The sequence below is a fragment of the Sphingomonas sp. RB1R13 genome (genome assembly GCF_036663775.1).
In the GTDB taxonomy this organism is placed as follows: domain Bacteria; phylum Pseudomonadota; class Alphaproteobacteria; order Sphingomonadales; family Sphingomonadaceae; genus Sphingomicrobium.
In genome coordinates, this window is record NZ_JAXOJM010000001.1 from 1,207,550 (window position 1) to 1,229,766 (window position 22,217).

Sequence of the window (22,217 nt, forward strand, 5' to 3'; positions counted from 1 at the left end):
TAAAACCCTATTGTTGGTCGCCCGCGCGCCCTGCCATCGAGGCGCGTCCTATTCAAGCGGCATACATTGTAGGCGGGGTAATCGCGCGTCATCTTTTGTCGGAGTGAAACGATCATGAACAAGCTTCTCCTCGCCGCCACCGCGCTGCTCGTCGCGGCGCCGGTCCTCGCCCAGACGATGCCTGCCGGGCAGCCCGATCGGATGGGGCAGGGTATGGGACACGGGAATGTCCAGGGGATGGGAATGAAGGACAAGGTTCAGACTCGCGCCGAAGTGATCGCCCGCACCCAGCGCGCCTTTGCGATGCTCGACACCAACCATGACGGGGTGCTCGACCAAGCTGAACTCACCGCTGCGGGGCGCAATTGGGACGGAGCTGCAGGCGGATCGCCGAACAGCAACGCCGATCGGCCGATGCCGATGGACCGCAACGCGATGTTCGACATGATCGACACCAACCATGACGGCATTATCAGTCGCGATGAGTTCGCCCGCGCGCCGATGAACCATGGAATGGGTAGCGGCATGGGTGGCGGCAAGATGAGAGGCGGCGATCACGGCGGCATGGGAGGCGGCGGCATGGCGCGGATGTGGAGCATGGCCGATGCTAATCACGACGGCCGCGTGACGCTGAAGGAAGCTACCGACATGGCGCTGATGCGGTTCGACCGGATGGATGCTAATCACGACGGGCAGGTCACGCCGGAAGAACGCGCCGCCGAGCGGGAGCTGCGCGGCAAGTAAGGCGCTCGCCAACCGTTCGTCGAACAGGGAGGGTCCGGTGCTTGCGCCGGGCCCTTTTTGCTGCTGGGATGTGAATCAATCACAACCAATCCGGAGCCCTCCGATGCGCCTTACGACTCGCTTTGCCTTGCTCGGCACGATGCTCTCGATCCCGCTTGCCGCCGCGCGCGCCGACGAGGGGATGTGGACATTTGATGCCTTCCCCGCAGCCAAGATGCGCGCCGACTATGGCTTTGCCCCCGACCAGGCGTGGCTCGACCGAGTGCGCGGGTCGGCGGTGCGGTTGACGGGTGGCTGCTCGGCAAGCTTTGTTTCGGCGAGCGGGCTTATCCTGACCAACCACCATTGCGTTGCCGGCTGCCTGCAGGACCTGTCCGAAGGCGGCGCCGACCTGCTCAAGAACGGGTATGTCGCGCGTGCTCGGACCGAGGAGAAATTATGCCCGGGGCAGCAAGCCGAAGTGGTGACGTCGATCAGTGACGTGACGCCGCAGATGAAGGCGGCGGTCGGATCGCTGACGGGACTTGCCGCGGTCAAGGCGCGCACGGCGGCAGGGGCGCAGATCGAGGGCGCCGGTTGCCCTGACCGCAAGACGACGCGATGCCAGGTAGTAACGCTCTACGGCGGCGGTCAGTTCAAGCTCTACACCTATCGCAAATATTCGGACGTGCGGATCGTGTGGGCGCCCGAATCGCGCGCCGAGCAGTTCGGCGGTGATCCCGACAATTTCAATTTCCCGCGCTATGCCTTGGATGGCAGTTTCCTGCGCGCTTATGAAAATAGCAAGCCGGTGATGACGCCGCAGCATCTGACCTGGACCGCCCGCGCCCCGGCCGATGGCGAGGCGACCTTCGTCGTCGGCAATCCGGGGACGACCGAACGCTTGCTGACTCAGTCGCAGCTGGCCTTTTCGCGCGAAGTCAGTGCGCCGATGGATGCGCTGCTGTTCAGCGAGCTTCGCGGCCGCTTCATCGCGGCGATGGCGCAAAGCCCGCAGCGAGCGCGCGAGGGCAAGGAAGATCTCGACGGAATCGAGAATAGCCTTAAAGTCTACATCGGCCGGGTGAAGGCGCTCAACGACCCCGCGCTGTCGGCCAAGATGGCGGCGGCCGAAGCCGATCTTCGCTCGCGCTCGGTCGGCAAGCCCGGGATCGGCGATCCATGGGCCGATTCGGAAAAGGCGGTTGCGGCCTATCGCAACATCTACCTGACGCGGCGCTTCCTGCGCCCGCGCAGCGACTTGTTCGGCTATGCGGCGGCGCTGGTGCGGTCGGCAGCCGAGCGGACCAAGCCTGATGGCGAGCGGCTTCCCGGCTATAGTGACAGCGCGCTGCCGTTGCTCGAGAAGCAGCTGCTCGACCCGACCCCGGTGACGCCGTGGGTCGACCAGCTGAAGCTGGAGTTTTACCTGTCGAAGGCGCGCGAATATCTGGGGCCGGACGATGCCGATGTGAAGCTGCTGCTGGGCCGCGAATCGCCCGAGGCAATGGCCGCCAGGCTCATCGCCGGGACCAAGCTTCGCGACCCGGTCTATCGCCGGGCGCTGTGGAATGGCGGGCAAGCCGCGATCAACGCCTCGACCGACCCGATGATCCGGTTGGCCCGCCGGCTCGATGCGCGCGACCGCCAGATGATTGCGCTCACCGACGAGCAATATACCGGGCCGATCACTGCGGCGCGGGGCAAGATCGCCGATGCGCGCTTCGCCGCCTATGGCGATACGCTGTATCCCGACGCAACGTTCACGCTGCGCATCAGCTATGGCAAGGTCGCGGGCTGGATGGAGCGCGGCAAGATGGTGCCGACGCGCACCCTGATGGGCGGGATTTACGACCGCGCGACGGGGGCGGCGCCGTTCGACCTGCCGAGTGCGTTCGTCACCAATAAGGCGAAGCTCAACCCCAATGTTACCTATGACTATATCACCACCAACGACATTATCGGCGGCAATTCGGGATCGCCGGTGATCGACCGCGAGGCCAATGTCATCGGCGCGGCATTCGACGGCAATATCCATAGCCTAGCAGGCGACTATGCCTATGACGGCAGCAACAATCGCACCGTCGCGGTGTCGACCGCGGCACTCGAGGAAGGACTGCGCGTGCTGTATCCAGCGCCGGCGCTGCTGGCCGAACTGCACGCCAAGTGAGAGACCGGCCTACCGGGCGAGTTCGCTTGCCCGGTAGCGCGCTTCCGCTTCTGCCATATAGTCGCGAGTGATCGGCAGGGCGTAGCGGTCGCGGATATACTGCACTTGGAAATTGCACGCCGAGCCGTTCTCGAACATCACGATTCCGCCGGCGAGGTAAAACTCCCACATCCGGTAAAAGCGTTCGTCATACATGGCGACGATATCGGCTCTGCGTGCGTCGCATCGCTCAAGCCAGGCGCGCAGCGTATAGGCATAGTGCACGCGCAGCATCTCGGTATCGCTGGCGATGAGGCGGACCTTTTCGCTCGAGGCATTCATCTGGCTGAGCGAGGGCAAGTGATAGCCGGGGAAGATCCATTTGTTGGTGAACGGATCGGGCGACCCGGCCGATCCAAGCTTGCCGATGGTGTGGAGCAACATAACGCCGTCCTGCGCGAGCAACCGATGGCAGGTGGCGAAAAACTCGTCGTAATGCGCCGCGCCGACATGTTCGAACATGCCGACCGAAACGATCCGGTCGAAACTGCCGGTGAGGCTGCGATAGTCGATGAGTTCAAACTTCACATGGTCGGCGACACCCGCCGCTTCGGCCCGCTCGCGCGCGACCTTGAGCTGTTCCTTCGACAAAGTGATGCCGAGCACGTCGACCCCGGCGACGCGGTTGAGATAAAGCGCCATCCCGCCCCAGCCGCAGCCGATGTCGAGCACTCGCTGTCCGGGCTTCAGGTCGAGCTTGGCGGCGATATGCGCCTTCTTGTCGGCCTGCGCCTCTTCCAGGCTGTTGGCGGGGTCGGTGTAATAGGCGCAGCTGTACTGGCGGTCGGGATCGAGGAAGAGGTCGTAGAGGTCGTCGCTGAGGTCGTAGTGGTGAGCGACGTTTTTCTTCGATTTGGCGGCGGGGTTGCGGCGGAACAGTGCGGCGACTTCGCTCATCCTGCCCTTCGACATGAGTTTGCGACCCCTGCCGCCAAACTCCCAGCGATTGGCGCCGACGATCAGCTCGAGCAGGTCAAGGATGCTGCCTTCCTCGACGATCAGCCGACCATCCATATAGGCCTCGCCGAACGCGAGCCGCGGGTTGCGGACGATTTCGAAGGCGAGCTTGCGATCGGTGAAGCGAATGGTGATCGGCTTGGCGTCGGCATCGGGACCAAAGCTCTCGCGCTTGCCGTCGGCGGTGATCAGCGTCATCCGCCCCTTCTTGACGAGCGTGCCAAGCAATTTCCCGATCAGTGACATTCGTCTCTCCCCGCCCCGTGGCGCTGTTTGCCGAGGACACGCGCGGCGCGCAAGTCTAGCGAACCCCGCCGCCGAACGCCCAGCGCAGCGTGCCTGCCATGCCCCGCGTCGCGCCCCGAACGGCGGGTCGCATGAGCAGCGGCGCGCGGAGCGAGTGCATCGACCGCGCCCAGTCGGGCATAAGGTCGACCGCAGCGGCCATCAGCAGCCGCTGGAGCGGGGCTTCGGCCAGCGACGGGGCAGGCGCGTCGAGGATGAGTCGGCGGAAGGCGGCGGTGCGATCGTCGGCGACAAGTTCTGGCCGGAAGCGGGCGACGAGTGCCTCGGCATGGGCCCGCGTTTCAGGGACAGGATCGGCGCCGAGCAGCCGCGCGATTTGGGCGACTTCGGCGAAATAACGGTCCTGGTCGGCGAGGCTAAGATCGGGTTCGCCGTAGCGGATCCAGCCGTCGAGGAAGCTGAGCGATCCCGCGACATGGATCCATGCGAGCAACGCGGGGTCGTCGGCGCGGTAAGCACGGCCATCGGGAAGCGTGCCCTGGACTTGCTTATGGATCGAAGCGACTCGGGCGATCGCGGCCGTGGCGGCGCTGCGCTCGCCGAACGTGGTCAGCGCAATAAAGCGCGCGGTGCGGCGCAGGCGGCCGGGCATGTCGGCGGCGACATTGCTATGGTCCCACACCCCGCCGAGCGCGAGCGGGTGAAGCATCTCGACCAGCAGCGCAGCGATCCCGCCGACCATCATCGACGTGACGTCGCCATGCACTCGCCACGCCACGCTGTCGGGGGCGAACAGGGCATTCGTCGAGCGGTCGACCGGGCGCTCGCCGCGATCGAGATCGTTGAACCGCGCGCGCACGCGCTGGACGAGAGCCTTGCGGACAAGCCCGGCCGGGTTCATTCGGCTTCGAGCGCCGCCTGTTTTTCGTCGGCCAGCCGGTCGAGCTCGGCGCGGCTTTTCTTCTCCGACGCGGTCTTGAGCTGACCGCAGGCAGCGTCGATGTCGCGGCCGCGCGGGGTCCGCACCGGGGCCGAAATGCCGCCTTGGAAAATAATGTTCGAGAAGCTCCTGATCCGTTCGGGCGTCGAACACTCATAGGTCGCGCCGGGCCATGGATTGAACGGGATCAGGTTCACCTTGGCGGGAAGGTCGTAATGGCGGATCAGGCGGACCAGCTCGCGCGCCTCGGCGTCGCTGTCATTCTTGTCCTTCAGCATGACATATTCGAAGGTGATTCGCCGCGCATTATTGGCACCGGGGTACGCGGCGCAGGCGGCGAGCAATTCGTCGATGCCATATTTGCGGTTGATCGGGACGATCTCGTCGCGCACTTCCTTGGTTACGGCGTGAAGCGAGACCGCGAGATTTACCCCGATTTCTTCGCCCGCGCGCGCCATCATCGGCACCACTCCTGAGGTCGACAGGGTGATCCGGCGCTTCGACAGGCCAAGCCCGTCACCATCCATCACGATCTTGAGCGCGTCGCGGACATGGTCGAAATTATAGAGCGGCTCTCCCATCCCCATCATGACGATATTGGTCAGCATCCGGCCCTCGGGCGCCGACGGCCATTCGCCAAGCGCATCACGGGCAAGCATCACTTGGCCGACGATCTCGGCGGGTTCGAGGTTGCGGACGAGGCGCATTGTGCCGGTGTGGCAGAAGCGGCAATTGAGCGTGCAACCAACCTGACTCGACACGCACAACGTCCCGCGATCGGCGTCGGGAATGAACACCATCTCGTAATCGTGGCCGTCGTGGGTGCGCAACAGCCACTTGCGCGTGCCGTCGGTCGAGACCTGCGCCTCAACCACTTCGGGGCGGGTGATGACGAACCGCTCGGCCATCCATGGCTGCTGCGCCTTGGCGATGTCGGTCATCAGCGCAAAGTCGGTGACACCGCGATTATAGACCCAGTGAAAGATCTGCTTGGCGCGAAGCTTGGCAACGCGAGGGTCGAGCCCGGCGTCTTCGAGCGCCGCGCGGATTGCTTCGCGGGGGCGCCCGATCAGCTCGATCCGGCCGTCGTCGCGGACCGTCGTCGGGCGCGCCACGGGCACGGGGTCGATCTGGCCGGGAATCGGCATCAAGTTGGTGTCGGCGCTCATGGATGAGGCCATCTAGCGATGTTCGCGCGATTTTTCTAGGTGCGAGCAGCGCAAGCCGCCGCAGCATCGATCGCGCCTGCCGCGCCGTCGAGCGCGTATCGATCGACGAAGCGGCCGCCGGCGCCTCCCGCCTCGACCCGCATCGCCCCGCCCTGGCGAATTGCGGCGATGATCGCGGCTTCCTGCGCAGGGCCGCTGCTCCACGCGAAGGGCGGCCGCGCGACGAGCAGGAAGGGGATGTCGCGGATCGTCAGCATGACGGTACCTCCGGGGCGCATCGGCTTGCCGAGGCGCACGGCAAGCTGACCGCGGGCGTGGGACGCCCGATCGAACAGGATGGCGACGCTGGCCTGCTCGGCACGGTCGGTGGTCACTCGAGCGGCGCGGCTGACCGCCTCGCACCGCCCGCCGCGATCGAACGCCGCCCACGCCCCGTCGGCAAAGACAATGCGCGGTGCCGCCGCAGTCAACAGCAGGACGAGACCCGCGCCTCCACAAGCTCTCCATATCGTCATCGGCTTACCCTAGCCAATCCGCCGCGGACGCGCACCCTTTTCCCCGTAGTTCCCGCCTGCTTGCCCTACGGTCGCAGATGTGGCAGTCTTACGCTGCTCGGCACATCGCAGCCCATGGGGGGTCATGCGCCGGGTATCGTCTGACTGAAATGGGGCCGACGTCCCTTCACTCGCGCCGATCATGGTCGCGATCGCCGAAGAGCTTGCGCTGTTCGCCGGCGTCGGCTTTGCGTTGTTCGCGGTCGACGATTTGATCGTCGACTTTCTGTATGGTGTGCGGCGGCTGTGGCGCGGAGCGGCGGTCTATTCGCGTTTCCCGCGCGCCTTTGCAACCACGCTCGATCCGCCTGCGGGCCCGGGTTGGATGGCGGTATTCATTCCGGCCTGGGACGAGAGCGCGGTCATCGCGCCGATGCTGCGCGAGACGCTGCTTCGCTTCGGGGCGGGGGAGTATCGGCTGTTCGTCGGCCATTATCCCAATGATCCGGCGACCGCGCTGGCGATTTCGAGCGTGGCCGATCCGCGTGTCGTCACGGTGGCGGTGCCGCATTCCGGTCCGACGACCAAGGCCGATTGCCTCAACGCGCTTTATGTCGCCCTGATCGCCGAGGAAGGGCGGCGTGGCCCGGCGCGCGCGGTCGTGCTTCATGACGCCGAGGATGTGGTCCATGCCAGCGAGCTTGGCCTGTTCGCCGCGCTGATCGGGCGAGCGGCGGCGATCCAGTTGCCGGTCGTGCCGCTGCCCGATCCGACGAGCCCGTGGATCGCGGGCCATTATTGCGACGAGTTCGCCGAAAACCATGGCAAGGAGCTGGTCGTTCGCGAGGCCGTCGGGGCGGCGATCCCGCTTGCCGGGGTGGCATGCGCGATCGAGCGGGGCGCGCTGGCGCGGCTCGCCGCGGTTCATGGCGGACGCCCGTTCGCAACCGACAGCATGACCGAGGATTATGAGATCGGGCTCCGGCTCGGGGCGCTCGGGCTCAAGACAATGTTCGTCCGCATTCCCGCCGCCCCCGGGGACCGTGCCGCGATCGCCTCGCGAAGCCATTTTCCCGCGACCCTCGATGCGGCGGTGCGGCAGAAGGCGCGGTGGATCGGGGGAATCGCCTTTGCCGGCTGGGACCGGCTCGGCTGGGGCGCGGGCCTGGGCGAGCGGTGGATGCGGATGCGCGATCGGCGCGGGCCGCTCGCCGCGCTGCTGATGGTCGCGGGCTATGGCGCGTCGATCCTGTGGGCGCAGCTGTCGCTGGCGCAGGCGCTCGGCGCCCCGATCGAAGCGAACATCGGCCCGAAACTGATGCTGCTGCTCAAGCTCAACTTTGTCCTGCTGCTGTGGCGGATGCTGGTGCGCGCGCTGTTCACGACCGCCTCTTACGGCCTGTGGCAGGGGTTGCTGTCGATCCCGCGGCTGTTTGTCGCCAATTTGATCGCGATTCTGGCGGTGCGCCGCGCGCTGGCGCTGCACGATCCTGCCGCTCCCCCCAAATGGGACAAGACCCAGCATATTTTCCCCAAGGAGCTTGGCGCATGACCGCTTCGACCCGCTTCCTCGGCATGGCCGTCCTCGCCTGGGCAGGGGTGCGTGCCGTCAGCCTGACCGGGGTTGCACCCGGAACCGGGGTGGCGGCGAGCAGCGTGCCGGCCCACCCCGTGGAAACCCCCGCGCCGACCCTGTTCGCGCCGCTCGACCCGGTCAGCAGTTCTCCCCAGCCCTATCCTTATGCGACCGGGGCAGGTGCGCCCTATCCGCAATATGCCTATCCGCCCCAAAATCCCTATCCCCAATATGGGCCTCCGCCACGGGCTTATCCCCAGCAGGCCTACGTCCAGCCGATCTATTTGCCGCCCATTTATTATCCTGCGTCGTTGCGCCAATCGCGGGCGCGGGCCTCTCGCGAGGAGGGACGGTCCGATGTCGCCGATACACTAATGCCCGAACCGCGGCGCTTGCCCTTCTCGGGCGAACCGGCCGTGCCCGAGGCGCCGCCAGTCCAGCTTGCTTCGGCGGCGCTGCCCGGGTCGCACCCGCCGACCTTCGAGGACCCCAGTGCGCCGCCGCTGATGCGAAAATCGCGCAAGCTCGAGCTTAGCAGCTGGGCGATGATGCGCGGCAAGCCCGGCGACCTTCTCGGGCCCAACAGCCTATCGGCCAGCGGGGGTTCGCTCGGGGGAAGCCAGGCTGGGGCGCGAATGACCTATTGGGTGACACCTAATCTGGGCGCGAGCCTGCGCGCGTCGAGCCCGATTGGCGGCGCGCGGGGCGGCGAAGCGGCGCTGGGGCTGCGCTATCGGCCGCGGCAATCGGTGCCCTTCGCGATTACCGCCGAACGCCGCCAGCGTTTCGGCCGCGCCGGGGGCCGCAATGACTTTGCGATGTTCGTCGAGGGCGGGCTGTGGGACCAGCCGATGCCGATGGGCTTCCGGCTTGACGGCTATGCCCAGGCCGGAGTGGTCGGAATCAAGTCGCACGACCTGTTCGGTGATGGAGCCTTCACCCTGACACGGCCCTTGTGGCGCAACATTTCGGGCGGGTTCGGGGTGTGGGGCGGAGCGCAGCCGCATCTCTACCGCCTCGACGCCGGTCCGCGGCTGAGCATCAGGATGAAGAAGGGGATCAGAGTCCACCTCGATTACCGCCAGCGCTTGCGGGGCACGGCCTTCCCCAGTTCAGGTCCGGCAGTCACGATCGCGGGGGATTTCTAACCTTCCCGCCATTGCGACCTTCGCCCCCGCGCCGTAGCGTCGCCCCCGGCCATGCACATCTACCTCCCCATCGCCGGTCAGTCGGTTAATGCGCTTTTGATTATTGCGCTTGGTGCGCTGGTCGGTCTCCTATCCGGTCTGTTTGGGGTCGGTGGAGGCTTTTTGACGACACCGCTTTTGATCTTTTACGGTATCCCGCCGACCGTTGCAGTGGCATCGGCGACGACCCAGATTACCGGGGCGAGCGTGTCGGGGGCGCTGGCCCACTGGCGACGCGGCGGGGTCGATCTCAAGATGGGGCTGGTGATGATCGGCGGCGGGCTGTTCGGCAGCCTGGCCGGGGCGGCGCTGTTCACCATCCTTCAGGCGACGGGGCAAGTCGACCTGGTCGTCGGCTTTCTCTACGTCGTGCTGCTCGGATCGATCGGCGTGCTGATGCTCAAGGACGCGCTGTTCGCGCTCGGCTGGCTGAAACGTGCCGAACCCAAGGTCACTCCGCGCCACAACCGCTGGGTCGCGAGCCTGCCCCTGCGCACGCGCTTCTATGCCTCGGGACTGTATATCTCCCCGCTCGCCCCGGCGATGCTCGGCTTTGCCGCGGGCACGCTGACGGTGCTGCTGGGGGTCGGCGGCGGCTTCATCCTGGTCCCGGCGATGATCTATTTGCTCGGCATGGCGGCGCGGGTGGTGATCGGCACCAGCCTGGTCATGATTTTGGCGGTGAGCGCGGCGACGACGATGATCCAGGCGTTGACCAGTGGCGCGGTCGACATCGTGCTGGCGGGTCTGTTGTTGATCGGCGGCGTGATCGGAGCGCAATATGGCGCGATCCTGGCGACGCGGATGAAGCCCGACCTGCTGCGGCTGGCGCTGGCGGTGATCATTTTGCTGGTCGCCCTGCGCATGGCGCTGGGGCTGGCATGGCGCCCCGACGAGATTTTCACGATCGAGCTGCTGTGAAGCAGATCGACAGCAAAAATCGAGCTGGTGTGAAGCGAGGCCCCTTACTTCTTCTCGTCGCGCTGCCCCTGCTGGGCGCCGCGACCAAGCCCGAGCTGGTCCCCGACGTATCGGCGCGCGAGGTCGAGATCCGCTACAGCTTCACCGGGGCGCAGCTTTTGCTGTTCGGCGCGGTGCTTTACCCCGGCGGGCGGGTGCCCGAGAAGCCGGCCGATGTCGTGGTCGTGCTGCGCGGCCCCGACCAGCCGATCCTGATCCGCGAGAAGCAGAAGGTCGCGGGGATCTGGATGAACACCGACCAGAGCCGCTTCCGATCGGCGCCGAGCTTTTACTCGGTCGCCTCGTCGCGCCCGCTGCGCGAGCTGGTCGATGATCGAACGGCGTCGATTTACGAGCTTGGCCTGCGCAACCTCCAGCTGTCCCCCGGGGGAGGCGCACTGCCCGGGCGCGAGCGTCATTTCGAGGCGGGGCTGCTCGACCTGCGTACGCGGCAGGGCCTCTACGCCGAGAATCCGCACGGGATCGAGGTCAATAATGGTGTGCTGTACCGCGCGGTGATCACCATTCCGAGCCAGGTCCCGGTCGGGACCTACACCGCCGAGACCTTCCTGATCGAGGATGGCCGGGTGCTGGCGGCGGCGACCCGCGACGTGAAGATCGGCAAGTCGGGCTTCGAGCGCTACGTGGCGCTCGTCGCGCGGCGGCACGCCTTTTTCTATGGACTGGCGGCAGTGCTGCTGTCGCTCGGGCTGGGCTGGGCGGCGGCGGCTGCATTCCGGCGGCGGGGGTAACTCTAACCCTATCTTAACCGCGCTCGCCTACCCCGTTCGTTCGTAAACGAATGAGTGGATCCGCGCGCCATGGACGATAACAGCAGCCTCAAGCAGTTTCTCGACGACATCGGGAGCTATGGCGATGGCGAAAGCGTGCCCGGTCGCGCCGCTGCTGCGCCGTCGGGTCCGGTCGAGGCGATCGGGCGCGTGATCGAAATTGCCGGGTCAGGGTCGAGCGTGGTGATGGACGCCGCCGCGCTTCATGTGCTGGCGGGCCATGCGGACCTCAGCCTGGCGATGTCGGGCCAGGTCGGCAGCCAGATCAAGATGCTGGCCAACGGAACCTGGCTGATCGCCAACGTCCGCACACTGCGCGCCGGCGACGAGCCCGGAACGGTCTGCGCGCATGTCGACTTTCTGGGCGAGGGCCAGCAGACCGCCGACGGTTCGCTGACCAGTTTCCGTCGCGGCGTCACGCGCTATCCGATCCCCGGGGACAAGGTTTACCCGGTGTCGACCCATGACATGCAGGGCATCTTCGCCGCCGACGACAGCCCGCATATCGAGATTGGAACGGTCTATCCGACCGAGGATATTCGCGGCACGCTGTATGTCGATCCGATGCTGTCGAAGCATTTTGCAATCCTTGGGTCGACCGGTACGGGCAAGTCGACCTCGGTCGCGTTGATCCTCCACCGAATCTCACAATTGTCGCCCGAGGGGCACATTGTGATGATCGATCCGCACGGCGAATATTCCGCTGCGTTCAAGGATTGCGGCGAGCTGTTCAACGCCGACAACCTCCAGCTCCCCTACTGGCTGCTCAACTTTGAGGAGCATTGCGAGGTTCTGCTGACGACCGACGGCGGCGAACGCCAGCGCGATGCCGACATCCTGGCCAAATGCCTGCTGGGCGCTCGGTCAAAGGGCAAGACGGCTGAAAATTACGGGCGCATCACGGTCGATTCGCCGATTCCCTATCTGTTGTCCGACCTCAACACGATCCTGGTCAACGAGATGGGCAAGCTCGACCGCGCCGGGGACACGCTGCCGTATCAGCGGCTGAAGTCCAAGCTCGACGAGCTAAAGGCCGATCCGCGTTATTCGTTCATGTTCTCAGGCATGCTGGTGTCGGATTCGATGGGATCGTTTCTGGCGAAGCTGTTCCGCCTGCCGAGCCATGGCCGGCCGATCTCGATCGTCGACGTGTCTGGGATCCCGTCCGAAGTCACGTCAGTGGTGGTGTCGGTGCTGGCGCGGATGGTGTTCGATTATGCCATCTGGTCGCGGACCGAGGCGCAGCGGCCGATCCTGCTCGTGTGCGAGGAAGCCCATCGCTATGTTCCCAAGGACGACACCGCCAAGGGGCAGGCCGTACGCAAGATCCTCGAGCGGATCGCCAAGGAAGGGCGAAAATATGGCGTGTCGCTCGGCCTGATTACCCAGCGGCCGTCGGATCTGGCCGAAGGCGTGTTGTCGCAGTGCGGCACGATCGTCGCCATGCGACTGAACAACGAGCGTGATCAGGCGTGCGTGCGGGCCGCGATGCCCGAAGGCGCGCGCGGGTTTCTCGACGCGATCCCGGCGCTTCGCAACCGCGAGTGCATCGTCTGCGGCGAGGGCGTGGCCATCCCGATCCGGGTGCGGTTCGACGACCTCGAGCCCGAAAAGCGCCCGGCGTCGAGCGACCCCAGCTTCGCCGCGCTGTGGCGCGAAACCGGGGGCGAGGAAGGGATTATCCAGCGCACGATCAAGCGCTGGCGCGGGCATGGAAGGTAAAACCCGCAGCTGGCGGCGGGGGCGGTAAACCGGGCTTAACTTATGCGAAGGACATGCGCAGAAAAGCGCCATAATTTCTGCGTGTGGAAACCTATCATCTTCACCTGATCAACACCCGCGTCGATGCCGATGACCGCGAAGGTCATCTGCTTGCGTCGCTCGATGAAGCGCGGGCCATGGCGATCGACGGAATTCGCGGTTACCTCAGCCACGAAGTGCGTGGCGGTCAACTGGACCTGCGCGGGCGGATCGATATCGAAGACGATGACGGCGCGGTGCTGGCGTCGGTGCGGTTCGAGGAGGCGATCGAGATCACGCGCGCCTAGCGTCTCGGTCTGCCTTCCCTAGCCCTTTTCTCCGACGCCGAGCAGACTTGCGAGCCGCGCCTTGAAGGCGGTGAGGGACGGGCCGTCGAGGGTGGCGTGGGCAATGAAGCGGACCGACATCGGGTTGATCGCCTGCCCGCTGCGCATGACTTCATAATGGAGGTGAGGACCGGTCGACAGGCCGCTGTTGCCCGAATAGCCGATCAGCTGGCCCTGGCGGATGACGCTCCCCGGGGCGACGACTATCCGGCTCATGTGGCTGTAGCTGGTCTCGATCCCGCCGGCGTGGGCGAGGCGGACCTGCTCGCCATAGCCGCCAGCCCAGCCGACGCGCTCGACCGTGCCATCGGCGGCGGCGACGATCGGGGTGCCGAAATGGGCGCCGAAATCAATCCCGTTGTGCATCCGCATGAAGTGGAGAATCGGGTGATAGCGTTCGCCGAAGCCCGACGTGATCGGCGCGGAGACGGGCCAGATCATGCCGCTGACCTGGCGCCCGACGCCCGAGGCTTCATACCATAGCGAAGAGCTGCCGACGGTCCATTTGACGAGCTGGAGCGGAGCGCCCGAGGCGCGGTCGAGGCCGGCGTAGAGCAGGGCGCCGGGCTCATTTTCGCCCGTCGCGGCGCGGCGATTGGCGATGACCAGGTCGAAGCGGTCGTTGGCGGCAATATCGGTGCCGAGGTCGAGCTGGCCGCCCAGCGCTTTGAGATAATCGGAGGCGATGTCGGGGGCAATCCCGGCAGCGCGGAGCGACCAGTAAAGGCCGTCGCCGACTCGCCCGCGGATGCGCAATGGGGTGGCATCGACCGCGATCGACTGGCGATCGAGGCGAAGCCCGGCGGGGGAGCCGGTGATGATGACCTCGGCATCGAGCCCCGAGCGGAAGGACAGGCGCTCTACCGGACGGACCCCGCCCTCGTTGCGGCCAAGGGTGATGGCGATGCTGGTGCCCGGCGCGATCGAGGTTTCGCCGAGGAGGAGTTGGGCTTGCCCCGCGTCGCCGACCCGGGCGCCGAGGCGGACGAGCATGCGGGCGAGGTTTTCACGCGGAGCAAGGCGGGCGAACAGGTCGATCCGCGGGCGTTCGGGGGCGGCGGAGAGAGTCTCGACCGCGCGGGTTGGAGCCATCGCCATGCCGGCCGTGCTGCCCTCGACCAGCGTGCCAATCCCGGCGGCGGCAAATTGGGCTTCTTCGGCTTCGTTGACTGCAGCGGGATGGCCGCCGGGCAATGGCACGAATGGCGGGGTCATCAGCGCGGTGGCGACTGTCAGCGCAGTCAGGGTGGCAAAACCGCGCCACCAGCGGCGCGATCCGAAATCCTCGGCCAGGTCGATGGCGAGTTCCACGTCGCGCCAGCTCTTCCTGCGGGCGCCGAAGCTGGGCGTTGCGGCCGGCGCTGCGCGAGCGAAAGCCGGGCGATATGCCCCCGCTTCCTGCCCTATGCTTCGTGCCAGCACGCTTCGCTCCCGGAGTGAGCCTTCCTCCTGCCCGCATATGGTTAATGTCGATTTAAGCCGATGTAGACAAATGGCCCGCTTGCACTTCGCGGTGGGCGTGCCACATTCGCATCATGGCGTTGCGTGACGACGGGATTGTTCGGGCGATTCTGGGGCCCACCAACACAGGCAAGACCCATCTCGCCATCGAACGGATGTGCGCGCATTCGAGCGGCGTGATCGGCTTTCCGCTGCGGCTGCTGGCGCGCGAGGTTTACGACCGGGTCGTGCGGATGAAGGGCGCCAATTCGGTCGCACTGCTGACCGGGGAGGAGCGGATCGTTCCGCCCCAGGCGCGATATTGGTTGTGCACGGCCGAATCGATGCCTGTGCGCCAGGAAGACGAACAACGCGACTTCGCCTTTGCCGCGATCGACGAGGCGCAGCTGGGGATCGATCCCGAGCGCGGGCATGTGTTCACCGACCGGATGCTGCGTGCGAGGGGGCGCGAAGAGACGCTGATCCTGGGGTCGGAGAGTTTGAAGCCGCTGGTGCGCAAACTGTTGCCGAGCGCCGAGATCATCACGCGGCCGCGCTTTTCGACGCTGCGCTATGCCGGGTCGACTAAGCTGACGCGGCTGCCGCCGCGCTCCGCCATCGTCGCCTTCTCGGCCGAGCAAGTTTACGGGCTGGCGGAGATGCTGCGCCGCTTCAAGGGCGGGGCGGCGGTAGTAATGGGGTCGCTGTCGCCCGCCACCCGCAACGCCCAGGTGGCGATGTTCCAGCGCGGCGAGGTTGATTATCTCGTGGCGACCGACGCCATCGGCATGGGGCTTAACATGGATGTTACCCATGTCGCCTTCGCCGGCCTGGAGAAATTCGACGGCAAGCGCGACCGGCGGCTCACGATCGCCGAAATGGCGCAGATCGCGGGACGCGCGGGACGGCACCAGAAGGACGGGACGTTCGGGACGCTGGGGCTTGGCGGGGAGAAGGGGGCGGCGTTCGATGAGGCGGAAATAGAGGCGATCGAGGAGCATCGGTTTCGGCCACTCGAGCATCTTTACTGGCGCAATCCCGAGCTTGATTTCACCGATGTGCGGACGCTGATCCGCAGCCTGGAGATGCCCAGCGGGGATCCGCTGTTGCGCTCGGCCCCGGTCGCGCTCGACCTGACGGTGCTGAAGTCGATCGCCGAGGATCCGGCGGTGGCGGCGCAGCGCGGGCGACAGGCGCGGGCATTGTGGGCGGCGTGCGGGCTGCCCGATTTCCGCAAGGTCGGACCGATGCACCATGGGCGGATGGTGCGCCGAATCTTTTCCTATGTCGGTGAGGGCGGGCATATCCCGCACGAATGGTTCGCGGCCGAAGTCACGCGGCTGGATAATGTCGCGGGAGATATCGAGGCGATTGCCGACCGGCTCGCGGGGATCCGCAGCTGGGCCTATATTGCGCAGCGCGCCGACTGGCTGAAGGAGCCGGCGAAGTGGGCCGAGCGGACACGGCAGGTCGAGGGGCGACTGTCCGACGCGCTTCACGCCGCCCTGACCCAGCGGTTCGTCGACCGGCGGACGGCGGTGCTGGTGCGCGATATCGGTGCGCGCGGAGCCGATGCCTTGCCGGTGACGGTCGCGGCGGACGGCGAGGTCAGTGTTGGCCCCGAGCCGATCGGGCATCTGGCGGGGTTCAGCTTCACGGTCGATCCGGCGGCGCGGCTGGCGGACAAGAGGTTGCTGCTGGCGGCGGCCGAACGGCGGTTGGGAGATGAGCTCGACCGGCGGGCGCGGGCGCTGTGCGAGGCGGGCGACGAGGTGTTCGCATTGACGGTGGCGAGCGGATCGATCGGGATTATGTGGGAGGGCCACCTCCTCGCGCGGCTGGCGCCGGGGCGGTCGCTGATGGAGCCCGCAGTGCGAACCGCGCGGGCGCTCGACCGGTTGAGTGCGGCGCGGCGCGCGGCATTGCGGGCGCGGCTGGAGGCGTGGGTTGAGGCGCTGCTGGCGCGCGAGCTGGTGCCGTTGAAGGCATTGGGCAAGGCGGCGGCGGACAAGTCGGTGACGCCGGGGGTGCGCGCGGTGGCGGCGATGCTGGCCGATGCCGGCGGCGTGATGCCGCGCAAGCTGCTGGTCGCGGCGATCGGTGCGCTCGACAAGGTCGATCGGCATATGCTGCAGCGGTTAAAGGTGCGGCTTGGCGCGCTCGACGTGTTCGTGCCGGGGCTGCTCAAGCCGGGGGCGCAGCATTTGCGCGCGGCGCTGATGAGTGTTCGGTCGGGGCAGGCGATGCCGTTGCTGCCTGCGGCGGGGGCGGCCACGGTGCAGGGCAGCGCCGACCCGCGCGGGGCGATGCTTGCCTATCGGCGGTTCGGAGCGACGTGGCTGCGGATCGACCTCGCCGACCGGATTGCGACTCACGCCCATGCGGCGCGCGCGGCGGGCAAGTCCGAGCCGATCGATCCGGCGTTGATCGTGTCGCTCGGGCTCGACGCCGAGGGGTTGCGCAAGCTGATGGCCGAGATTGGGTTTGTTCCTGCTGGCCAGAACTGGCGGTGGCGGGGGCGGCGCCCGGACCGCGCTCCAATCGCGCCGCCGCGCCCGGGCAACGCCTTCGCCGCGTTGGCGGGCCTCAAGCCGAGGGGCGGCTGAGCTTGCGGATCGACCGCTATCTCCACTGCATTCGGCTGGTTAAGAGCCGCACGCTGGCGCAGGCAGTGATCGGGCAGGGGATGACGCGGGTCGACGGCAAGCGCGTGGTCAAGCCGAGCGAGGCGGTACGGGTCGGAAGCGTCATCGCGCTTCCCCTCCACGACCGGGTGCGGGTGTTTCGGGTGATGGCGTTGCCTGAACGGCGCGGGCCGGCAAGCGAGGTGAGGTGTGCTTATCAGGAGATTTCGCAAGAGCTGAGTGTCTGACTCAGGCGTCAAGCTATGCCTAAGAGGATGAACCCCGTTTAAAGGTTGTTAGAGATAGCGATTGGGTCAAAGCCTGCAAACGATAACTGGCGTCGCCGAGGGCTCAGCACGCATTTGCCAGGCCAACCTATGCCCCCACCCCGTTGACGCCGCCGCCCTCGCTCCTTAGCGCTACCCCCACCACGTGAGGGAGCTTTCGACCCATGACCTACGTCGTCACCGACGCCTGCATCCGCTGCAAATATATGGACTGTGTCGAGGTTTGCCCGGTCGACTGTTTCTATGAAGGCGACAATATGCTCGTCATCAATCCCAATGAATGCATCGACTGCGGCGTGTGCGAGCCCGAGTGCCCGGCCGAGGCGATCCTGCCCGATACCGAAAGCGGGCAGGAGAAGTGGCTCGAGCTCAACACGACCTATTCGGCCGAATGGCCCAACATCACCCGCAAGCGCGAAAGCCCGGCGGATGCCGACGAGTTCAAAGGCAAAGAGGGCAAGTTTGAGGAATATTTCTCGGCCGAGCCCGGCCAGGGGGATTGATCTAACCTCGTCATGATCGTCATCCCGGGCTTGACCCGGACCTGAACTTCCGTGCCAGAAGAAAGCGCCCCGGGTCCAGCCCGGGGTGACGCAAGTGATTGCGCCAGCGGAACTATCGCGTCGCGCGCGCGTCCCTTGATGCACGTCATCGAACAGGGAAATCCAATGTTGCGTCTTGCGTTTATCACCGTCGCGCTGGCGAGTGCCGCCGTGCCGGCGCTTGCCCAGAGTAGCGATGCGGCCCCCGCTGCAGCGAGTACGCTGCCCGATCCCAACGACAGCAGCGACCAGCTCACCATCGGGGTCGGCGGGGCTTACGTGCCCGACTATACCGGGTCGAGCCATTATCGGCTGACCCCGGCGGCGGTGATCCGGGGCCGGGTCAGCGGGATCAGCTTTACAACCCGCGGGCCGGCGATCGAGTTCAATTTGATCCCCCGATCGAAGGAGAAATTCTCGTTCAGCGCGGGGCCGATTGTCGCGCTCGGGCTGAACCGCACGGGCAAGATCAAGGATCCGCTGGTCGCGTTGTTGCCCCGGCGCAAGAAGGCAATCGAGCTTGGCGGGTTCGTCGGCGGGTCGATCCATGGTCTCACCAATCCCTATGACTCGCTCGGCGCCAAGGTCGCGGTGATGCATGACGTCGGCCACGCGCACCGCTCGACGAGCGTCAGCCCGTCGGTCGATTTCTCGACGCCACTTTCGCGGAGCACCTATGTCGGGCTGTCGGCCGGGCTCGACTTTGTTTCGACCCGCTATGCAGGCTATTATTTTGGGGTGACCCCGGCGGATGCGGCGCTGAGCGGGCTGCCGGCATTCGCGCCGAAGGGCGGGCTCAAGGACTGGAAGGTCAATCTGCTTGCGGTCCAGTCGCTCAGCGGTAATTTGCTCAAGGGGCTGTCGCTCGGTGGGACGCTCGGCTACTCGCGGCTGCAGGGCGATTTCAAGCGATCGCCGCTGGTGGCGCAGCGCGGCAAGGCCGGGCAATGGCTCGGTGCCCTCGGGCTGGGCTATAGCTTTTAATCGCGATCTGGCGCGCCGAGCGGAAAATAGGCGCGATAGGGCCGGGCTTCCTCGATTGCCCGCGCCATCTGGGGATGGGCCAGCAGGCGCGCGCGATACGCCGCCAACCGTGGCCGGGCCGGACCAATTTCCTCGACCCAATCGGCATAGAAGAGCGAGGGTGCAGCGGCGCAGTCGGCCAGGGTGAACGCATCACCGACCGCCCATGGGCCCTCGCCGAGATTGGCTTCGAGCCAGTCATAGGCAGTGAGCAGGCGTTCGCGCGCCCGGGTCACGGCGAACGGGTCGCGCTGATCGTCGGGGCGCATCGCGTTAAACACCGGGACCGTCATCTGGTTCATGACATATTGATCGAAAAAACGATCGAGGAAGCGAACACGCCGCCCCGTCTCGCCATCGGGGATCCAGCGGTTGGGGCCGGGGTAGAGTGATTGGAGGTGTTCGATGATCGGTGTCGACTCGGCCACCACGACACCGTCGTCGAGGAGCAGGGGGAATTGCCCGAACGGCCAGTGGCGCCTGAGCTCGACCATGTTTTCGGGATGCTGCTCATCGAGCGCTCGATAAGTGAAATGCGTGTCGTCGGCCCACAGCGCGATCAGCACCTTCATGCAGTAGGAGGAGAATGGGTGGGCGAACAGTTCCAGTCCCATCAGCTTGCCTCCGCCAGTGCGGCGAGCTGGTGGGCGACGGCGGTCCAGCCGTCGGTGAAGCCCATTGCGCTGTGCTGTTCCATCGCTTCGACGGTCCAGTGGCGGGCGGTGGCGCGATAGCGGGTGCCGTCGCCGTCGGGGGTCAGTTCAAACACCCCGACCATGGCCATGGTCGGCGTTTGCGGCATCCAGTGGGCGGTGAGCGCGTTAGTGAAGACGAAGCGGCGCCCGGGCACGACCTCGAGTACGACGCCGTCAATTTCGCTGACCTCGCCCGCGTTCGGGCCACGCATGGTCATTTCGGCGGGGCCGCCGGGGCGCCATTCGAGGCGGCGGATCTGGGTCGTCCACGGCTTTGGGCACCACCATTCGGTGATCCGCTCGGTCATGATTTGCCACACGCGGGGCGGCGGGGCGGCGATGTGGCGCTCGACCGACAGTTCGAACGGCGCGCTCATGCGTCGGCTGCCGCGACCGCGACCTCGAGCGCGGCGATGTCGATCTTTTTCATCGTCATCATCGCCGCGAACGCCCGCTTCGCGTCGGCGTTATTGGCCGAGGTGGTCAGTTCGAGCAGGCGCCGGGGGGTGACCTGCCAAGAATATCCCCAGCGGTCCCTGCACCACCCGCAAGCGCTTTCGGCGCCGCCATTGCCGACGACCGCATTCCAGTATCGGTCGGTTTCGGCCTGGTCGTCGGTCAGCACCATGAAGCTGACCGATTCGTTGGGCTTGAACATGGGGCCGCCGTTGAGGCCGATGAATGAGCGACCCAGCAAGGTGAACTCGACCGTCAGGACGTCGCCGGCCTTGCCCGCGGGATAATCCAGCGGGGCGCGATTGACATTGCCGACGCGGCTGTCGGGGAAGGTCGCGGCATAGAAATTGGCGGCCTCCTCGGCAGCACCGTCGAACCACAGGCATGTCGTCATCTTGTTGTTGGTCATCTGTGCCTCCTTCACGCGCGGCGCGGGCCGACGAGGCCGAACATTGCCCGTTGCGGATCGATAGCGTTGAGCGAATATTCGCCGCCGGGAATTTCGACCGGGCCGTGGACGATGGTCCCGCCGCCGTCGGTCACGGCTTTCGCCGCACGATCAATGTCGTCGACGCCGATGTAGTAACTCCACATGCTCGCGGGCATCTGGGGCGGCTTGGCCATCACCGCGCCGATGCCGACTCCGCCGTGCTGGAGGAAGCGGTATTTGCCCATCGGGCCCATATCCATGTCGCCCTGCTGGTGCCAGCCGAAGTGACGCTGGTAGAAGTGGATCGCGGCATCGGGATCCGAGGTCGCTAGCTCGTTCCAGCGGACATGCATCGGCTGGTCGACCGAGAAGGCGTTGCTTGCGGCATCTTCCTGCCCGGGGGGCGGGGTCGGGGCCATGATATAAAGAGGCGCGCCTTGCGGATCGACGATCATCGCGAAGCGGCCGACGCCGGGCAGGTCGTGGGCCGGCATCAGCGTCTTCCCACCGACATGCTCGACCGATGCGACCATCGCGTCGACGTCATTGACGCCGAGATAGCCGAGCCAAATGGGGCGGGCGCCGATCTTCGCCATCTCGGGCGATAGGCGCATCACTCCGCCGACGTTGCCTGCCTTGGGGATGGTAATCATGCGATAGTCCATGTCGCCGCTCGGGGCGGGCTCGATGTCCCAGCCGACGACCGCGTCGTAAAATCGCTTTGCGGCATCCGGGTCGGGGGTGAGCAGTTCGTACCAGATGAAGTTACCGTGGGAATTGGTCATGCCATTTCGCCCATGCTGTCAAAGATCGGCTGGAAACCCGAATAGATCATGCGCTTGCCGTCGAAGGGCGGTTCGCCCATGTCCTTCATGCGCGGATCCGCCATCATCTGCGCCCAGCCCGCATCACGCGCGGCCTTGTCGGGCCATATGATCCACGACAGGACGACGGTCTCGCCGTCCTGCGCCGCGACCGAGCGGTAGAAGTCGGTCTGCTGCCCACGCATGAGATCGTCGCCCCAGCATTCGACCATTCGCGTGATGCCGAACTCGCGCATCAACGGGGTCATGGCGCGAGCGTGGGCGAGGTATTTGTCCTTGCGATCCTCGCGGACCGGGGTCACGAAACCGTCGATATAGGCCATCATGCGTCTCCTTCCTTCTTGCTGCCCTTGAGCAGGGCGACGATCGCCATCGCGTGACCATGACCCAGATCATAATCCTTCTTGAGCCAGTCGACGATGGGGCCAGCCTTGATTCCCGGGGCCAGCCCGGCGTCGGTCGCGAAGCCACGCTGTTCGGCGTGGCGGCGGAAGTCGGCCGGGGACTGGCCGGTTTTGGCCTGGATATTGTCAAGGTAGGACTGGAACGACATCGGG

23 protein-coding genes are annotated in these 22,217 nt (G+C 66.0%); 12 read left to right on the forward strand and 11 right to left on the reverse strand.

Annotated elements, in window-relative coordinates:
- Positions 1-114: 114 nt before the first annotated feature.
- Both U1700_RS05755 and U1700_RS05760 read left to right on the forward strand, forming a co-directional pair.
- Positions 115-744, forward strand: coding sequence for an EF-hand domain-containing protein (locus U1700_RS05755; RefSeq protein WP_332750921.1), 630 nt, complete (start codon positions 115-117; stop codon positions 742-744).
- 103 nt (positions 745-847) lie between these two features.
- Complete coding sequence (locus tag U1700_RS05760) at positions 848-2,893, forward strand: S46 family peptidase (RefSeq protein WP_332750922.1); 2,046 nt, start codon at positions 848-850, stop codon at positions 2,891-2,893.
- A 9-nt stretch (positions 2,894-2,902) separates the two neighbouring features.
- On the opposite strand, the gene U1700_RS05765 is transcribed toward U1700_RS05760, so the two are convergent.
- From U1700_RS05765 to U1700_RS05780, 4 genes are read right to left on the reverse strand one after another with little or no spacing between them, the layout of a single operon-like run.
- Positions 2,903-4,135 carry a cyclopropane-fatty-acyl-phospholipid synthase family protein gene (locus U1700_RS05765; protein WP_332750923.1) on the reverse strand — a complete coding sequence of 411 codons (1,233 nt, stop codon included), beginning with the start codon at positions 4,133-4,135 and terminating at the stop codon, positions 2,903-2,905.
- Between the two features lie 55 nt (positions 4,136-4,190).
- Positions 4,191-5,036 carry an oxygenase MpaB family protein gene (locus tag U1700_RS05770; RefSeq protein ID WP_332750924.1) on the reverse strand — a complete coding sequence of 282 codons (846 nt, stop codon included), beginning with the start codon at positions 5,034-5,036 and terminating at the stop codon, positions 4,191-4,193.
- A complete protein-coding gene (gene rlmN / locus U1700_RS05775; protein ID WP_332750926.1) occupies positions 5,033-6,244 on the reverse strand; it encodes a 23S rRNA (adenine(2503)-C(2))-methyltransferase RlmN in 1,212 nt (403 codons plus the stop codon). The genes U1700_RS05770 and rlmN overlap by 4 nt, the downstream gene beginning before the upstream one ends.
- A gap of 35 nt (positions 6,245-6,279) precedes the next feature.
- Positions 6,280-6,759 carry a hypothetical protein gene (locus tag U1700_RS05780; protein ID WP_332750928.1) on the reverse strand — a complete coding sequence of 160 codons (480 nt, stop codon included), beginning with the start codon at positions 6,757-6,759 and terminating at the stop codon, positions 6,280-6,282.
- Between the two features lie 181 nt (positions 6,760-6,940).
- Between U1700_RS05780 and U1700_RS05785 the strand changes: the two genes are divergently transcribed.
- From U1700_RS05785 to U1700_RS05810, 6 genes are all read left to right on the forward strand, one after another.
- Complete coding sequence (locus U1700_RS05785; RefSeq protein ID WP_332750930.1) at positions 6,941-8,290, forward strand: glycosyl transferase family protein; 1,350 nt, start codon at positions 6,941-6,943, stop codon at positions 8,288-8,290.
- Positions 8,287-9,462, forward strand: coding sequence for a hypothetical protein (locus U1700_RS05790; protein WP_332750931.1), 1,176 nt, complete (start codon positions 8,287-8,289; stop codon positions 9,460-9,462). Before U1700_RS05785 ends, U1700_RS05790 begins: the two co-directional genes overlap by 4 nt.
- Positions 9,463-9,513: 51 nt before the next feature.
- Complete coding sequence (locus U1700_RS05795; RefSeq protein WP_332750933.1) at positions 9,514-10,422, forward strand: sulfite exporter TauE/SafE family protein; 909 nt, start codon at positions 9,514-9,516, stop codon at positions 10,420-10,422.
- Positions 10,423-10,451: 29 nt separating this feature from the next.
- A complete protein-coding gene (locus tag U1700_RS05800; RefSeq protein WP_332750934.1) occupies positions 10,452-11,213 on the forward strand; it encodes a TIGR02186 family protein in 762 nt (253 codons plus the stop codon).
- A gap of 69 nt (positions 11,214-11,282) precedes the next feature.
- Positions 11,283-12,974, forward strand: a complete 1,692-nt coding sequence (locus U1700_RS05805; protein WP_332750935.1) for an ATP-binding protein — start codon at positions 11,283-11,285, stop codon at positions 12,972-12,974.
- Between the two features lie 83 nt (positions 12,975-13,057).
- A complete protein-coding gene (locus U1700_RS05810; protein WP_332750936.1) occupies positions 13,058-13,300 on the forward strand; it encodes a DUF6894 family protein in 243 nt (80 codons plus the stop codon).
- Positions 13,301-13,318: 18 nt separating this feature from the next.
- Here U1700_RS05810 and U1700_RS05815 read toward each other — a convergent pair whose 3' ends face one another.
- A complete protein-coding gene (locus tag U1700_RS05815; RefSeq protein ID WP_332750937.1) occupies positions 13,319-14,650 on the reverse strand; it encodes a M23 family metallopeptidase in 1,332 nt (443 codons plus the stop codon).
- A 224-nt stretch (positions 14,651-14,874) separates the two neighbouring features.
- On the opposite strand from U1700_RS05815, the gene U1700_RS05820 reads away from it, so the two are divergent.
- The 4 genes from U1700_RS05820 to U1700_RS05835 all read left to right on the forward strand — a co-directional run bounded on the left by U1700_RS05820 (position 14,875) and on the right by U1700_RS05835 (position 19,216).
- Complete coding sequence (locus tag U1700_RS05820) at positions 14,875-17,385, forward strand: helicase-related protein (RefSeq protein WP_332750939.1); 2,511 nt, start codon at positions 14,875-14,877, stop codon at positions 17,383-17,385.
- Positions 17,386-17,387: 2 nt separating this feature from the next.
- On the forward strand, positions 17,388-17,651 hold the full coding sequence (locus tag U1700_RS05825; RefSeq protein WP_332750941.1) for an RNA-binding S4 domain-containing protein: 264 nt from the start codon (positions 17,388-17,390) through the stop codon (positions 17,649-17,651).
- 203 nt (positions 17,652-17,854) lie between these two features.
- Positions 17,855-18,193 carry a ferredoxin FdxA gene (fdxA, locus tag U1700_RS05830; protein ID WP_332750943.1) on the forward strand — a complete coding sequence of 113 codons (339 nt, stop codon included), beginning with the start codon at positions 17,855-17,857 and terminating at the stop codon, positions 18,191-18,193.
- A 165-nt stretch (positions 18,194-18,358) separates the two neighbouring features.
- On the forward strand, positions 18,359-19,216 hold the full coding sequence (locus tag U1700_RS05835; RefSeq protein WP_332750944.1) for a MipA/OmpV family protein: 858 nt from the start codon (positions 18,359-18,361) through the stop codon (positions 19,214-19,216).
- On the opposite strand, the gene U1700_RS05840 is transcribed toward U1700_RS05835, so the two are convergent.
- From U1700_RS05840 to U1700_RS05865, 6 genes are read right to left on the reverse strand one after another with little or no spacing between them, the layout of a single operon-like run.
- Positions 19,213-19,869, reverse strand: a complete 657-nt coding sequence (locus tag U1700_RS05840; RefSeq protein WP_332750945.1) for a glutathione S-transferase family protein — start codon at positions 19,867-19,869, stop codon at positions 19,213-19,215. The genes U1700_RS05835 and U1700_RS05840 overlap by 4 nt on opposite strands.
- On the reverse strand, positions 19,869-20,327 hold the full coding sequence (locus U1700_RS05845) for an SRPBCC domain-containing protein (protein WP_332750947.1): 459 nt from the start codon (positions 20,325-20,327) through the stop codon (positions 19,869-19,871). The genes U1700_RS05840 and U1700_RS05845 overlap by 1 nt, the downstream gene beginning before the upstream one ends.
- Positions 20,324-20,815, reverse strand: coding sequence for a VOC family protein (locus tag U1700_RS05850; protein WP_332750949.1), 492 nt, complete (start codon positions 20,813-20,815; stop codon positions 20,324-20,326). Before U1700_RS05850 ends, U1700_RS05845 begins: the two co-directional genes overlap by 4 nt.
- A gap of 11 nt (positions 20,816-20,826) precedes the next feature.
- Positions 20,827-21,621, reverse strand: a complete 795-nt coding sequence (locus U1700_RS05855; RefSeq protein ID WP_332750951.1) for a VOC family protein — start codon at positions 21,619-21,621, stop codon at positions 20,827-20,829.
- Positions 21,618-21,986 carry a DUF1428 domain-containing protein gene (locus tag U1700_RS05860; RefSeq protein WP_443025885.1) on the reverse strand — a complete coding sequence of 123 codons (369 nt, stop codon included), beginning with the start codon at positions 21,984-21,986 and terminating at the stop codon, positions 21,618-21,620. Before U1700_RS05860 ends, U1700_RS05855 begins: the two co-directional genes overlap by 4 nt.
- Positions 21,983-22,213 carry a DUF4287 domain-containing protein gene (locus U1700_RS05865; protein WP_332750952.1) on the reverse strand — a complete coding sequence of 77 codons (231 nt, stop codon included), beginning with the start codon at positions 22,211-22,213 and terminating at the stop codon, positions 21,983-21,985. Before U1700_RS05865 ends, U1700_RS05860 begins: the two co-directional genes overlap by 4 nt.
- Positions 22,214-22,217 lie beyond the last annotated feature (4 nt).

Bases quoted from the DNA above. Each gene is read 5' to 3' on its own strand.
- U1700_RS05755 (WP_332750921.1), top strand. From the start codon at position 115: ATGAACAAGCTTCTCCTCGCCGCCACCGCGCTGCTCGTCGCGGCGCCG.
- U1700_RS05760 (WP_332750922.1), top strand. From the start codon at position 848: ATGCGCCTTACGACTCGCTTTGCCTTGCTCGGCACGATGCTCTCGATC.
- U1700_RS05765 (WP_332750923.1), bottom strand. From the start codon at position 4,135: ATGTCACTGATCGGGAAATTGCTTGGCACGCTCGTCAAGAAGGGGCGG.
- U1700_RS05770 (WP_332750924.1), bottom strand. From the start codon at position 5,036: ATGAACCCGGCCGGGCTTGTCCGCAAGGCTCTCGTCCAGCGCGTGCGC.
- rlmN (WP_332750926.1), bottom strand. From the start codon at position 6,244: ATGAGCGCCGACACCAACTTGATGCCGATTCCCGGCCAGATCGACCCC.
- U1700_RS05780 (WP_332750928.1), bottom strand. From the start codon at position 6,759: ATGACGATATGGAGAGCTTGTGGAGGCGCGGGTCTCGTCCTGCTGTTG.
- U1700_RS05785 (WP_332750930.1), top strand. From the start codon at position 6,941: ATGGTCGCGATCGCCGAAGAGCTTGCGCTGTTCGCCGGCGTCGGCTTT.
- U1700_RS05790 (WP_332750931.1), top strand. From the start codon at position 8,287: ATGACCGCTTCGACCCGCTTCCTCGGCATGGCCGTCCTCGCCTGGGCA.
- U1700_RS05795 (WP_332750933.1), top strand. From the start codon at position 9,514: ATGCACATCTACCTCCCCATCGCCGGTCAGTCGGTTAATGCGCTTTTG.
- U1700_RS05805 (WP_332750935.1), top strand. From the start codon at position 11,283: ATGGACGATAACAGCAGCCTCAAGCAGTTTCTCGACGACATCGGGAGC.
- U1700_RS05820 (WP_332750939.1), top strand. From the start codon at position 14,875: ATGGCGTTGCGTGACGACGGGATTGTTCGGGCGATTCTGGGGCCCACC.
- fdxA (WP_332750943.1), top strand. From the start codon at position 17,855: ATGACCTACGTCGTCACCGACGCCTGCATCCGCTGCAAATATATGGAC.
- U1700_RS05835 (WP_332750944.1), top strand. From the start codon at position 18,359: ATGTTGCGTCTTGCGTTTATCACCGTCGCGCTGGCGAGTGCCGCCGTG.
- U1700_RS05840 (WP_332750945.1), bottom strand. From the start codon at position 19,869: ATGGGACTGGAACTGTTCGCCCACCCATTCTCCTCCTACTGCATGAAG.
- U1700_RS05845 (WP_332750947.1), bottom strand. From the start codon at position 20,327: ATGAGCGCGCCGTTCGAACTGTCGGTCGAGCGCCACATCGCCGCCCCG.
- U1700_RS05850 (WP_332750949.1), bottom strand. From the start codon at position 20,815: ATGACCAACAACAAGATGACGACATGCCTGTGGTTCGACGGTGCTGCC.
- U1700_RS05855 (WP_332750951.1), bottom strand. From the start codon at position 21,621: ATGACCAATTCCCACGGTAACTTCATCTGGTACGAACTGCTCACCCCC.
- U1700_RS05860 (WP_443025885.1), bottom strand. From the start codon at position 21,986: ATGATGGCCTATATCGACGGTTTCGTGACCCCGGTCCGCGAGGATCGC.
- U1700_RS05865 (WP_332750952.1), bottom strand. From the start codon at position 22,213: ATGTCGTTCCAGTCCTACCTTGACAATATCCAGGCCAAAACCGGCCAG.